Genomic DNA, 12867 nt, shown 5'->3' on the forward strand with positions numbered 1-12867 from the left:
TATGATAACCCATTCCCAAATTGGCACCGAATCCTTTGCTACGAGCAGAAAGCTGTACCGCCTCATTGCAGACGGTGCTATTGCCTTTGGTGGAAACAAAAAATTAAAAATATACGGGCTGCTAAACTGCAAATCGGGAAAGAGAATGAAGCAACGAAACAGGGTTTTCTTCCAGTCCGAACAGGATGCAATTCGAAATGGCTACCGGCCTTGCGGGCATTGTATGCGGGACAAATACCTCGACTGGAAGAACTCAGGCAGGTTCACGGACAGTCAGACTTCGCCATAAATAAAAGACCAGGTAACTTTCCCAGCCCGCATATTGCGCAAAAAGTGCATTGATCTTCTCAATCTCTTTTCTGTCCTGAATGATATTGTGGTTGGCCAATGCATTCAAAAGCCCGATGTCGCCGAACGGAATACCCTGCGGCTCGCGCAGGCATTTCATCAATGCGTAGTTTGCAGTCCAGATCCCAATTCCTTTGTGCGCCGTCAAAGCCTTTTTCCTTGCCTCGAAGTTTGGCAGATCAATAATCATCTCTTTGCTGAGTGCGCCGGAAGCAAATGCCTTCGCAATCCCGATCATATAGTCCGCTTTCTGGCTCGAAAACTGGATCGCTTTCAGCTCTTCTTTACTCACCTTAGCTAATATTGCAGCCTCCGGAAATACATAATAGCTCACACCGTCCCGTGTAATGCTTTGTCCAAATCGCTCGACCAGCGCGCGTTTGACCTTATAAGCAAAGGAAAGATTGATCTGCTGACCGATGATCGACCAGCAAATCGCTTCAAAAAGGTTGGAAATGCCGATCAGGCGCAGCCCTTTGTATCGGTCAGTCATATAGGCGAGCCGGCCGTCGGTTTTCAGCAGGTCGTAAAAGGGTTGAATAGCATTGTCCATATCAAACCAATCTTTCACGTAAGCGACCAGATATTCTTTTCCATTTGCATCAATATCCCCTTCCAGCACGTCCAGTTCAAGAAAAGCGCCGTTTTCAGTGACTTTGATCAAAACCATTTCACCTTTCACTTCCAGTGCTTTGTAAATGCTATCCTGCCGGATCTCGTGCAGACAGTCGTCGTAATTTCTGTTGAGGAACCAGAGACATTCCTGAAAACTAAAAAGCGCAGGAATAGGAATTAAAATCGTATCAGTTTTTAGCATTGTCGAAGATAAAGTAGTGCCAGCACTCGTAAAAGCCGTTTCTTGCTTAATTTATCAATGCACGATCTTGAATACCAGCTCTCTTAAAAGCTCGCCTTCCGGGATCGTCACACCGTCCAAACCTTTCATCCGGCCATCGCATTCGCGCAGATAATGAATGATATTGGCCACTTTGGGCAAGGGGTAATTTCGGCAAGCAGTGACGTAATCTTTCACGAAATACGGATTTACACCCAGCTCGGCCGCAAGTCCTTTTTCCGACTTATCCGCACTTTTGTGTGCCAGTAGTAATTTGGAGTAAAAATTATATAGAATAATGAGAATAGGCGCCAGCGGGTTATCCTTTGAATTTGCAGAAAAATAACTGGCTATTTGATTGGCTTTCAACACATCACGGACCATTAATGCTTTCTGGAATTCAAAAACATTGTATTCCTTGCTAATCCCTATAAACCGCTCCACCGCCGCCGCATCGATCCCCTCGCCGGCTTTCAGATTCACCATTACCTTCCTGATCTCGTTCGAAAGTCGTTTCAGATCGTTGCCAATGTTGTCGACCAGCATTAAAACCGCCTTTGGACTGATTTTCACGCCTTCGTGCTGACAAAATGAGGTAACCCAGTCCGGCAGCTTGTTATCATACATTTTCTTGGAAGGTACCACCGCTCCAACTGCATGGATCGCCTTGATATAAGCGCGGCGCTCGTCGGCATTTGCGTGGAAGCAAAATACCAGCACCGTGCTGGGAGCCGGATTTTTAGCGTAATCTTCCAGTCGCGCCAACTGGTCCTTCTGCTCAATACCGCCCAGTTTGTTCGCATCTTTTACCAAAACCAGCTGCTTCTCCGACATGAACGGGAATCTCCGTGCGTAGCTCAAAACGCCGGTCACGTCGGTATCTTTTCCATACAATACAAACTGATTAAAACCCTTTTCCGACTCCGGCACAATGCGTTTTTCGAGTTCCTCGGCAATCGAGTCGATATAATAGGGCTCGTCACCGTGGAGAAAATAGATAGGAAGGTATTTTTTCTGTTTGATATCTTTGAGAATACTATCGGGAGTATGTGCCATTTGTGTAATAAAATCTGAATAAAAGTAGCTCTAATGCGATTGTCAGGCAGCCTGCTCCTCGATGAATCTTGCTGCACTTTTCTGTAATTGTGGAAAGAACAGCAAAAACTTTTCGTAATAAAATGCTTCGTTCTCCCGCAAATCCAGGCCAGCCACCCTGATCGGTTCGAGGTAAGCAGCGCGGCGGGACAGTCGCTGAAATGTGGTATCAATCCCTTCAAAAGTCGCATAGCCGGTCAGCCAATCCTGACGGATCATCGCTCTCACCATCGGGATCATTTCTTCTGGGACTAGGTATTCATTTTTTTCAATGGTAGAATAGGTCGCATGCGCATAAACGAAGAGCGGATCCTGATGATATTCTGCAAAATGCTTCGCAAGAAAGTAATCAAAATAAATATCCACCACGATCCCGGCCAGCCTGCCCATTGCCTTCGCCGCCACCGCTTTTGCCGCGCGTACCTCTTCGTGCGTGTCTGTGAAAGAATCTATAAATCGATGCAATTTGAGACCGATCACATATTCCGGGTTCCAGTTTGCCGTCTTGTTCTCAGTCAAACGACCCTTCACAAAATCGCCCACATAATTTCCCATCATAACCCCCTCACGCTCCCCAGACAGCAAAATGTGGGCTAAAAAATTCATATCAATTAATTTTTGAAGAAAATTGCCGTAGGTTTGCTACTACTCCTTTTATGGAACAATTATTTTACAACAACATTCATTTTAATCAAACGAACAAATGAAAGTCGAAAAAAATAACGTCGTCGCGTTAACATATAACTTACAAATTCCTGATTCCGACGGAGAAATGGATGTTGTTGAAGTCGTTAACGAAACCGACCCCATGTACTTTATCCACGGTATCAGCGGATTGCCGGAGGGATTTGAAAATCAGATTGAAGGTTTGTCCGCCGGAGATACCTTCGATTTCACTGTGGAAGCAGAAGAAGGCTACGGTGAGTACGACGAAGAAGCGATTGTAGAGCTTCCAAAAGCGGTTTTCCAGATGGAAGATGTGAACCAGGATGAGCTACTTCAGATCGGAAATATCATTCCTATGACCAACGAAGACGGTGAAAGAATGCACGGACAGGTTGTAGAAATTAAAGGCGACCTGGTTGTAATGAACTTCAACCACCCGCTTGCAGGCAAGGATATGCATTTTTCCGGCCAGATCCTCTCAGTCCGCGAAGCAACACCAGAAGAAATCAGCCACGGACACGTGCATGGAGCTGGTGGTGTGCATCATCATTAATTTTGAATGAGTGAATGATTGAAAAGGTCAAATGAGTGAATTGCGAATGAGTGAATGAGTGAATAATTTTAATTAATAACATTCTATCATTCATTCATTCGGTCATTCACTAACTCACTCATTCACTCATTAAATATTGCTCCACCTCCACCCCAAATCTCTTCAAAAACTCCACCCCTTCCTCTATTGCGATCCCCTTGTATGCGGCGTAGGAATGTAGGAAAATTACTTTTTTGATCTTCATTGTATAGATCACCCTGGCGCAGGCAATGCAGGGGGCGAGTGTTACAAATAAGGTCGATCCCTCGATATTGGAGCCGTTTTTAACTGCAAACAAAATTGCATTCTGCTCTGCGTGCAAAGCCAGAGAGCAGCTTCCTTTTGCGTCTCTCGGACAACCTACTCCGGGAAATTCCTCATCGCAATTGTGCGTTCCCGCCGGCGGACCGTTGTATCCTATTGAAATGATTCTCGTATCTTTTGTAAGCACGGCGCCGACCTGAGCTTTGATGCAATGAGAACGTTTGGCCAAATTTTTTGCCAATTCCATGAAAATGTCATCAAATTCCGGCCGCAAATTCGTTGTAGGTAATGTCATTCGGTTTACTGTAAATATTTTATGCAAACTTAGATAAATGACCGCTTGTTTCAACACAGACTAATACTATGATGCGCCGGTTTTTGCTTTCTATATTCCTTTTCTGTATTGCCTTTGCAACTCAGGCGCAGCAGAACCGCATTATCCTGAACCTGAACCGGGATCCCGCAGGTTTGTTCAAATCCTATAAATTTTACATCCAGGAAGTGGAAGATAAAAGGGTATTACCGGGTGCAGGGCTGGGAAAAGTGGTCGCCTTAGGGAAAGAGGTACCTGTTTCACTGCCGGCAACTGCTGAAAAGGAACTGTTCAGTTACTGGACTTTCCTGGCCCCCAAAAAAGATCCGTCTCACCTGCCGCTTTATGTCACGGTAAAAGAGCTGTCGCTTAATGAAAAAAGGGTTGGTCCGAACAAAGTGACGGGCGAGGTGAAACTCAATGTTAAATTCCGCTGGTACCGCGATATGGAACCTGTTGAGCTTACTGGTTACCTTACCAGTGCGACTTATACCCGGCCTGAACAGGATTATGATTATCAAAAGCTCGTCAAGCAGCTGCTCGACCAGTCGCTGGCACATTTTCAGAAATGGATGGTGAGCAATACGGGCAAGAATCCGGCTCTTGCGAGAAATTTGGTATTGGTTTTCAAAGAGATAGTGAATGCGGCGAGCGAGGATACTGTTTTTTATTCACCCAAAAGACCATTGATCTGGGACGATTTCAAAGTACGGACCGGAAAACCGGGCAGCCGATACGCAGCTGCCGTTTTTACAAGTTTTGGCTACGAGGGTCGCTCCTACCCGAAGGATAACGATCTGGTTGTAGAGATTGGGTTGAAAACTTTTATGGTCAAAAGTATGTCCTGGGGCCGACCGGAATCGCGGAATGCGGGAACCTTACGCCACGAACAGATCCATTTTGATATTACGCGGCTGGTTGTCGAAAAATTCAAGGAGCGGCTTCGAAAAGCGGATCTTACCATTCAGGATTACGACAGCGAAATCCAATACCAGTTTTTGGAAGCATTCCGGGAAATGAACCGCGATCAGGAACAATATGACGGCGAAACCGGCCACGGACTGAATGCGGGCGCACAAGCTGCGTGGGACAAAAAAGTAGCGGCGCAGATAGCGGCAGTCTACGAAGTTCAGTGAGGTTTTGAGGAAATAAATATCGTCTCGCCGATCTCCCGCGTGACCGCATAGTTTTTTATATAAAAATCAAATGCGTGCGTGTCAGATTTGAAACTGTCGTCGCCTACCAAATACAATTTATTTCCGTACTTATACCCTCCTACGGTATGTTTTGGGATGCTAAATGAAATGGTTTCGGTTGTTAAATAAGACTGCATGCGCGTCGAAACAGATAGCGTAATGAATACAAAAGTTAATGCAAAACCATATTTCAAATACTGATATTCCCTTTTCTCATAAGCTACCCAGATCATCAGGAAAACTGCATAAAGCAATACTGTTTCCAAGAGCCCGAGATTAACGTTCTCAATTAAGTAACCAGGTAGATTTTTAGGAACGCTGGCCGAAATATTAGTGAGGTACGCAGACCAGTCGACCACCTGATTTACAACCCATTGCAACCAATCCAGATTTGTAAAGCTGACCAAAAGCAAAACCAATGCGGCTGGCAGCAGGATATTGGTAAATGCGATCACGAAAGGATTGACCAGCCAGAAATAGGTTGGAAACTGGTGGAAATAGAAGATACTGAGCGGAAAAGTGGCCAACTGAGCCGCAAATGCGAGTGCAGAAATTTGCCAGATGAACTTAGTACATCGGTTCGCAGGGTTAAAAATCGAATAGATTGGCTCGTAGAACAGAAATATCCCCGTCATCGCCAGGTAAGACAGCTGAAAGCCCACATCAAATAGTGCAGACGGATCAAACAGCAGGATCAGCAGCGCAGAAATGCCCAGCGTATTCATCGAATAATGCTTTCTGCCCGAAACCTCGGCCAGCACAAACACAATACACATGATCGTCGCCCGCTGAACGGAAGGAGAAAAACCGGTAGCAAGCGCGTAGAAAACCAATAGCAGCGTAATAATGCTAACGTACAACAGCTTCCCGTAGCGCCACTTTTTCAGCCAGCCGAGCACCGTCGTGATCATCAAAAAGATAATAGCGACGTGCATGCCGGATACCGACAAAATATGGACCGAACCCGAGGCAATGTAATCATCAGTCTGCTCAGCCTGCAAATCATCGCGCCGGCCTAATAGCATTGCTTTGACCAAACCGTAAGAACGATCGTCGGGCAGATTTTCCCGGAAACGCGTATCTGCCCAGTCCGATATACCAGTGAGCCAAAGCCGGAGCGATGCTGCACTGGAAGATGCGTGAATTACGGCAAACGATCCTTGCCTTAACTGATCAGTCCACAAAATACCCTTGTTCCGCAGATACTTTCGGTAATCAAACTGTTCAGGATTCATAGCAAGAAAAGGTCGTTCGAGTCTCCCCTTCACAACGATTTTGTCGCCGGGTCGTGGAATTTGGTCAGCGTCGGCCGGGATATTGATAAGCCCTCTCGCCGGCATTGAAATCCATAATCCGTTTTCAAGAATCCTTGTGATCTCCACTTCAAAACGCACCGTTTTCTGGCGCTTCTCAGGCAGACTCGCAATAACCGCTTCATAAGCAGTGTAATGTGAGTTTTCCAAAGAGACAATAATAGCATCGCGACTTTCCTCAGCAGCAACGCGGCAGAAGGCTCCCAGGCAGATCAGCGACAACCATATTGAAACGCTCGTTCCTGCTTTGAGCTGAAACTGATAGCAGAGAATGGACGAAATAACAGCAATAGTGAGCAGTACGAGCGACGATATCTCCGAGAGAATTTTAAACGAAAAGAAAAAACCGCCCAGCAGAATACCGGCGATAAAGAGCAGCACAAAGCCGACAAACGGCGCTTTTGAAAACATATTACCTCACGTAAAATTTCTTGGTCAGCGTCTTTGAGGGTGTCTCGACTTTATAGAAATAAAGCCCGCTGGGGAGATTTTTTACGTTGAGTGATGTTCTGTTAACTGTGTCCTGAATGACCTTTTGGCCTCTCTGGTTAAAGACGCTGACTGTGAATACCTCATAGCCAGGGGTGAAAATGCTTGAAAAAAGTGTTTCCTGAACCGGATTTGGATAAATATTCACTAATAGGTCTTCGGTGGTGATCTTGGAAAATGCAACCAGCTGAGCCCTTCTCGGACTTAGTTCAAGTATTGCGTGCATCCGCTCCATCTGGTCATTCGTGAAAACGCTCATGCACGCGTCGGGAGAGTAATCCATGTAATTCTCGATCATATTGCGGGTTGTCACGCCGCGACATTGGGAAAATACCGGGGTACATTCCACGTCGGTAGTTTCATTTTTAGTAAAAGCAGTTGGCGTGTCTGCAATATGATCCGTTCCGCAATCCCGGTCGCCCCAGATATGGATCAGTCCGAGCCAGTGACCAACTTCGTGGGTTGTTGTTCTTCCCAGATTATAAATGCGGCTCGTGATCGCTGGTGCATTTCTACCGAAATACCTGTAATCAATGATCACACCGTCCGTGAGAGCGTCTGTTACTTCGTCTTCCGTGGTCGCCAAACCGCGCGTCAGGTCATTCAACTCCGTAACTACCGGAAACTGGGAAGTGCCTAAGTACCTGTCATTCAATTTACAAACCCAAATATTCAGATAACGGTTAGTAGACCACGCAGGCGAAATTTCGGCTAATTGCTCCGCATCAGCGATCGGGCTGAACTGGGCCTTTGCATTATAAGTACGGACAACGGTCACCAGTTTGAACCGGATCCGTGTATCAACGGCCAGTGAATCCGTATAAAATCCTTTGTAACCAGAGGTATTGCCGTAATCCTCATTCAAAACTTCTATCTGGCTCTCCACCTGCTGGTCGGTGATATTCGCATTGCCTGCCCCACCGAGGCTATTATTTTCTTGTGCGTGTACAACGTGAACAACGACGGGAATCGTAATGATCTCATCCGCATTGGTCCGCCTGTTAAGCCTGCTGCGGTTGATATGCTGCTGAATTACTGTTTCCGATTGCTGTCTCAACTTCAAAAGACTGGGATTTCGGGACATTCTCACAGAATCCTGCTCTGTAGTCGCGCAGCGGATCAAAGCAGCATCAGGTAACTGCGCCACTGAAAGTGAGGCAGTACCTAATACCAGCAGTAAAATGATGAGCCAACTATTGCTCTGATTTTTCATAAGCAGCCAAAATATCCTTAACCAGGCGGTGCCTTACCACATCGGACCCATCCAATTCCACAAAACTGATCCCCTTGATCCCTTTCAAAACGGTCAGCGAATCGATCAGACCTGATTTAAGATTCTTGGGAAGGTCGATCTGCGATTTGTCACCGGTGATAATCGCCTTGGAACTTGGCCCCATACGCGTCAGAAACATTTTCATCTGCATTGGCGTCGTGTTCTGGGCTTCATCCAGCAATATAAAAGCATTATTTAAAGTCCGCCCGCGCATGTAAGCAAGTGGCGCGATTTCGATCGTGCGGCTTTCGAGATAGAGTTTCAGCTTTTCAGGTGGGATCATATCGTCGAGCGCGTCGTAGATCGGCCGAAGGTAAGGATCGATCTTTTCTTTCAGGTCTCCGGGTAAAAATCCCAGGTTCTCGCCAGCCTCTACGGCCGGACGAGTAATGATAATTTTCTTGACTTCCTTATTTTTCAGTGCCCGCACAGCGATTGCAACCGCGGTATAGGTTTTCCCCGTTCCCGCCGGACCTACCGCATATACGAGGTCATATTTAGCAGCCTGCTCGACGAGGAGCCGCTGATTTGTGGTTTTGGCTTTGATAACCAGCCCTTTGTTCCCGTAAACGATTACATCATCGTCATCCTCTCCACCGGCTACCGGCGTTTTAGAAATCCCGTTCAGATATCCTTTTACATTATCATTCGTGATTTTTCCGTACTTCTGATAGTGCGCAAGTAGTGAATCCATTACATCCGTTATTCTGATGATCTCCGGCGCTGTGCCCTGGATACGGATTTCGTTGCCTCGTGAAATGATCTTGCTTTCCGGGAAAGCTGCGGCAACTTCCTTGATATTCACATTATGAATACCCAAAAAGTCCACCATTGAAACGTCTTCGAGCGTGATGATTTTTTCCAGCAAATGAATCAAAGTTTAGTGTTTACCTATTTGTTCTAAAATTTAGTAATAATACCAACATTTATAAAACGCATAAACAGAATTTCCAATTTCAAGATCGAAAAAACTTTGCAAAAAACACCATTTCCCGGGCAACTCTTTCATTATCAGAGTAGCTGAAAAAATAACCTTTTTGAGAAAAAAATATTGAGCGAACTTCCCGGCTCTTTCTTTCGAACGCGCCCCGCATTGCGTAACTTTGTTTTCCTATGGAAAACGAAAAAGGCCCCAATAATCAGTCGAGACAAGGCTCCAAATCCGGTGCATTCGCAAAGAAACCGTACGGCGCCAGAACCCCGTCTATGGATCAGAATATCAGCAAGTTACCTCCACAAGCTGTGGATATGGAGGAGGCTGTTCTGGGTGCTTTGATGATCGAAAAGGATGCGTTGACAGCAGTAGCTGACATTCTCCGGCCCGACAGTTTTTACAAAGAGTCACACATCCGCATTTACAGTGCGATCATCACGCTTTTCGCTGATTCAGAACCGATTGATATGCTGACCGTTACTGCCAAACTACGCAGTACCGGGGAACTCGAAATGATCGGCGGCGCGACTTATATTATGCAGCTGACGAGCAAGGTTAACTCGGCGGCCAACATCGAATTCCACGCAAGGATCATCTCCCAGGCTTATATTAAAAGGGAGCTGATTAAAATCGCCTCCGAGATCCAGCGCGACGCATTTGAGGAGACGACGGACGTATTTATGCTTCTGGATAAAATGGAACAGAACCTGTTTCAGATCTCGGAATCCAATATCAAGAAAAACTACGCTGACATGGGCGCGCTGATGCGGCAGGCATTGGCTGAACTTGATCAGAAGAAAAATAATAAAGACGGTTTAACGGGCGTTCCGTCAGGTTTCAGCGCACTGGACAGACTTACTTCCGGCTGGCAGAAAACCGAATTAATGATCCTCGCGGCTCGTCCGGGTATGGGAAAAACGGCATTCGTCGTTTCCTCACTCCGGAATGCAGCGGTGGAATTCAATATGCCGGTAGCGATATTCTCCCTCGAAATGTCCTCAGTACAGCTTGTAAACAGGCTTATCTCGGCCGAAGCGGAGATTGACAGTGACAAAATCAGAAAAGGTAGCCTTGCCCCGCACGAGTGGGAGCAGCTCCACCACCGCATTCACCGCCTTACCAATGCCCCTATTTTTATCGACGACACCCCTGCCCTGTCCATTTTGGAATTGCGGGCAAAATGTCGCCGTTTGAAAGCGCAGCACGATATTCAAATGATCGTGATTGACTACCTGCAGCTGATGACCGGCGATACCGGTGGCAAGGGTGCGGGTAACAGGGAACAGGAAATTGCGATGATTTCGCGATCGCTTAAAAACCTCGCGAAAGAATTGGATGTGCCGGTAATCGCATTGTCACAGCTCAGCCGGGCAGTTGAAACGCGTGGAGGAGAAAAAAGGCCGCAGCTTTCGGATTTAAGGGAATCCGGTTCGATCGAGCAGGATGCAGATATGGTATTGTTCTTGTACCGTCCTGAATATTACGGCATTACCGAGGATGAAGCAGGAAATTCGGTTGCGGGAATTGGTGAAGTCATTGTCGCTAAAAACCGGGCAGGATCGCTGGATACAGTTCAACTCCGGTTTATCGGAAAATATACCAAGTTTACCGATCTGGATTCAGGCTATACGCCAGCCCCATTCACAGTGGATCGCCCCATTCAGACCAGCAACCCAATCGGCTCATTCGAAAGCCAGGCAAATCCATCATCAGCCGGCGGCACATTAAGAAGCCGCGCAAATGACCTGAGTAATTTTGATTACAAAGGGCCGGATAGCGAACCACCGTTTTAGACTTCGGCCGCCGGGCGGCCCCGTTCGCTCAGCCTGACACTAGCCTGTCAGAGTGAGCGCAGCCTGACACCCCGTGAGTTCAACCCAGCACTAGCCTGTCAGTGTGAGCGCAGCCTGACACCCCGTAGGTTCAACCCGGCACTAGCCTGTCAGAGTGAGCGCAGCCTGACACCCCGTAGGTTCAACCCGGCACTAGCCTTGTCAGAGTGAGCGCAGCCGAACTCCCAGTCGGACGTTTTGCATTAATACCCCTAAATCCCCAAAAGGGGACTTTGCAGATCGCAAAAAGTCCCCTTTAGGGGATTTAGGGGTAGAGTAAATGGTCAGCGCCTCACCAGCAGCGCCACATTCTCCACGTGGTGCGTGTTTGGGAACATATCTACGGGCTGCACTTTTGTAACCTCATAGTCTTCCGACATCAATGCCAGATCGCGCGCCTGGGTGGCTGTATTGCAGCTCACATATACAATGCGATCGGGGGCGGCTTTCAGGATGGTTTCTACAACCGGCTGGTCCATTCCGGCGCGTGGCGGGTCGGTAATAATCACGTCGGGCCTGCCGTGGGTTTGCAGGAAGCTTTCATTCATGATATTCCGCATATCTCCCGCGAAAAACGACGTATTCGTAATCCCGTTCAGTTCGGAGTTCCGACGCGCGTCCTGAACGGCGGCTTCCACGTATTCCACTCCGACCACTTTTTTCGCTCTTCTCGCTACGAAATTTGCAATGGTTCCGGTTCCTGTATACAAGTCGTAAACCGACTCATTTCCCGTCAGACCTGCATATTCTCTTGCTACGCTGAAAAGCTGGTAAGCCTGGTCGGAGTTAGTTTGATAGAATGATTTCGGCCCGACCAGAAACGTGAGGTCTTCCATCGTTTCGCGGATAAAAGTCTCGCCCGAATAATGGATTACTTCCTGATCCTGGTAGGAATCGTTTCCCTTCAAATTGATAATATAGTTCAGCGAAGTGATCTCAGGGTGCGTTTTGTGCATATATTCCATCACCTCGGCGATCATTTCTTCATTATTCGCCCCAAACTGTACGATCACCATCACGTCGCCGGTATTGGCAGTTCGCACAACTAAATTCCGCATAATCCCAACGTTGAAACGCACGTCGTAATAAGGAATGCTTTTCAAGTTGGCGAAATGGTGCAGAGAGTTACGGATCGTGTTCGACGGGTCGGGCTGTAAATGGCAGTGATCGACCGTAAAAATCTTGTCAAAACGCTTCGGAACATGAAAGCCGAGGGCATTCTTAGAGAATGTTTGCCCCGAATCCATTTGTTCTTTCGTAAGCCAGCGCCAGTTTGAGAAAGTGAATTCCAACTTATTACGGTAATATTCAGTCCTCGGAGCAGCCACAATCTGGTTAATCTCAACATTTCTGATCTTTCCAATCCTTTCAAAATGGTCGATAACCTGCTGTCTCTTGAATTTCAGCTGATGCTGATAGTCGATATGCTGCCACCTGCAACCGCCGCAAACGCCGTGGTGAATACAATATGGGTCAGTTCTTAACGGGGATAATTTGTGTGTTTTTGTAACGATCGCTTCCTTTAATTTCTTCTTTGTTTTGACTATCTGCAAATCAACGATGTCACCCGGAGCCACATTTCCTTCTACAAAAATTACACCGTCCTCCGATTTAAATATACATTTGCCTTCTGCCGCAAAATCGGTAATTTCAACGTATTCATAAGTGTTGTTTTTGAGCATACTCCTTTTTTTAATTACTAAATCCAAAGCCTTAT

The 12867-nt window shown here is 46.8% G+C and carries 12 protein-coding genes; 4 read left to right on the forward strand and 8 right to left on the reverse strand.

Going from position 1 to position 12867, the window contains the following annotated elements; translation table 11 throughout:
- The first annotated feature begins 1 nt into the window (after window position 1).
- Entirely contained in the window at window positions 2–289 is a 288-nt protein-coding gene (locus tag LZG94_RS09885) for an Ada metal-binding domain-containing protein (protein WP_233791737.1), read from the forward strand.
- On the opposite strand, the gene LZG94_RS09890 is transcribed toward LZG94_RS09885, so the two are convergent.
- From LZG94_RS09890 to LZG94_RS09900, 3 genes are read right to left on the reverse strand one after another with little or no spacing between them, the layout of a single operon-like run.
- On the reverse strand, window positions 254–1165 hold the full coding sequence (locus tag LZG94_RS09890) for a DNA-3-methyladenine glycosylase (protein ID WP_233791738.1): 912 nt from the start codon (window positions 1163–1165) through the stop codon (window positions 254–256). The genes LZG94_RS09885 and LZG94_RS09890 overlap by 36 nt on opposite strands.
- 54 nt (window positions 1166–1219) lie before the next feature.
- Window positions 1220–2239 carry a DNA polymerase III subunit delta gene (holA, locus tag LZG94_RS09895; RefSeq protein ID WP_233791739.1) on the reverse strand — a complete coding sequence of 340 codons (1020 nt, stop codon included), beginning with the start codon at window positions 2237–2239 and terminating at the stop codon, window positions 1220–1222.
- 42 nt (window positions 2240–2281) lie between these two features.
- Window positions 2282–2884 (reverse strand): ACP phosphodiesterase, encoded by a 603-nt coding sequence (locus tag LZG94_RS09900; RefSeq protein ID WP_233791740.1) that lies wholly within the window; start codon window positions 2882–2884, stop codon window positions 2282–2284.
- 97 nt (window positions 2885–2981) lie between these two features.
- Between LZG94_RS09900 and LZG94_RS09905 the strand changes: the two genes are divergently transcribed.
- Window positions 2982–3497 carry a peptidylprolyl isomerase gene (locus LZG94_RS09905; protein WP_215233226.1) on the forward strand — a complete coding sequence of 172 codons (516 nt, stop codon included), beginning with the start codon at window positions 2982–2984 and terminating at the stop codon, window positions 3495–3497.
- A 118-nt stretch (window positions 3498–3615) separates the two neighbouring features.
- Here the strand turns inward: LZG94_RS09905 and LZG94_RS09910 are convergent, their stop codons facing one another.
- A complete protein-coding gene (locus LZG94_RS09910; RefSeq protein WP_233791741.1) occupies window positions 3616–4095 on the reverse strand; it encodes a dCMP deaminase family protein in 480 nt (159 codons plus the stop codon).
- Between the two features lie 68 nt (window positions 4096–4163).
- Here LZG94_RS09910 and LZG94_RS09915 point away from each other — a divergent pair, with 68 nt between their 5' ends.
- Entirely contained in the window at window positions 4164–5249 is a 1086-nt protein-coding gene (locus LZG94_RS09915) for a hypothetical protein (protein WP_233791742.1), read from the forward strand.
- Here the strand turns inward: LZG94_RS09915 and LZG94_RS09920 are convergent.
- From LZG94_RS09920 to LZG94_RS09930, 3 genes are read right to left on the reverse strand one after another with little or no spacing between them, the layout of a single operon-like run.
- Window positions 5243–7033 carry a ComEC/Rec2 family competence protein gene (locus LZG94_RS09920; protein WP_233791743.1) on the reverse strand — a complete coding sequence of 597 codons (1791 nt, stop codon included), beginning with the start codon at window positions 7031–7033 and terminating at the stop codon, window positions 5243–5245. The two genes, LZG94_RS09915 and LZG94_RS09920, sit on opposite strands and share 7 nt — an antisense overlap.
- Window position 7034: 1 nt before the next feature.
- On the reverse strand, window positions 7035–8324 hold the full coding sequence (locus LZG94_RS09925) for a M43 family zinc metalloprotease (protein WP_233791744.1): 1290 nt from the start codon (window positions 8322–8324) through the stop codon (window positions 7035–7037).
- Entirely contained in the window at window positions 8305–9252 is a 948-nt protein-coding gene (locus tag LZG94_RS09930) for a PhoH family protein (RefSeq protein WP_215233231.1), read from the reverse strand. Before LZG94_RS09930 ends, LZG94_RS09925 begins: the two co-directional genes overlap by 20 nt.
- A 245-nt stretch (window positions 9253–9497) precedes the next feature.
- Between LZG94_RS09930 and dnaB the strand changes: the two genes are divergently transcribed.
- Entirely contained in the window at window positions 9498–11111 is a 1614-nt protein-coding gene (dnaB, locus tag LZG94_RS09935; protein ID WP_233791745.1) for a replicative DNA helicase, read from the forward strand.
- A 323-nt stretch (window positions 11112–11434) separates the two neighbouring features.
- Here dnaB and rlmD read toward each other — a convergent pair whose 3' ends face one another.
- On the reverse strand, window positions 11435–12832 hold the full coding sequence (gene rlmD, locus LZG94_RS09940) for a 23S rRNA (uracil(1939)-C(5))-methyltransferase RlmD (protein WP_233791746.1): 1398 nt from the start codon (window positions 12830–12832) through the stop codon (window positions 11435–11437).
- Between the last annotated feature and the right edge of the window lie 35 nt (window positions 12833–12867).

This window comes from Dyadobacter sp. CY343 (assembly GCF_021390335.1).
In the GTDB taxonomy this organism is placed as follows: Bacteria; Bacteroidota; Bacteroidia; order Cytophagales; family Spirosomataceae; genus Dyadobacter.

Excerpts from the sequence above, each read along its gene's own strand:
- LZG94_RS09885 (WP_233791737.1), top strand. The coding sequence starts at position 2 with ATGATAACCCATTCCCAAATTGGCACCGAATCCTTTGCTACGAGCAGA.
- LZG94_RS09890 (WP_233791738.1), bottom strand. The coding sequence starts at position 1,165 with ATGCTAAAAACTGATACGATTTTAATTCCTATTCCTGCGCTTTTTAGT.
- holA (WP_233791739.1), bottom strand. The coding sequence starts at position 2,239 with ATGGCACATACTCCCGATAGTATTCTCAAAGATATCAAACAGAAAAAA.
- LZG94_RS09900 (WP_233791740.1), bottom strand. The coding sequence starts at position 2,884 with ATGAATTTTTTAGCCCACATTTTGCTGTCTGGGGAGCGTGAGGGGGTT.
- LZG94_RS09905 (WP_215233226.1), top strand. The coding sequence starts at position 2,982 with ATGAAAGTCGAAAAAAATAACGTCGTCGCGTTAACATATAACTTACAA.
- LZG94_RS09910 (WP_233791741.1), bottom strand. The coding sequence starts at position 4,095 with ATGACATTACCTACAACGAATTTGCGGCCGGAATTTGATGACATTTTC.
- LZG94_RS09915 (WP_233791742.1), top strand. The coding sequence starts at position 4,164 with ATGATGCGCCGGTTTTTGCTTTCTATATTCCTTTTCTGTATTGCCTTT.
- LZG94_RS09920 (WP_233791743.1), bottom strand. The coding sequence starts at position 7,033 with ATGTTTTCAAAAGCGCCGTTTGTCGGCTTTGTGCTGCTCTTTATCGCC.
- LZG94_RS09925 (WP_233791744.1), bottom strand. The coding sequence starts at position 8,324 with ATGAAAAATCAGAGCAATAGTTGGCTCATCATTTTACTGCTGGTATTA.
- dnaB (WP_233791745.1), top strand. The coding sequence starts at position 9,498 with ATGGAAAACGAAAAAGGCCCCAATAATCAGTCGAGACAAGGCTCCAAA.
- rlmD (WP_233791746.1), bottom strand. The coding sequence starts at position 12,832 with ATGCTCAAAAACAACACTTATGAATACGTTGAAATTACCGATTTTGCG.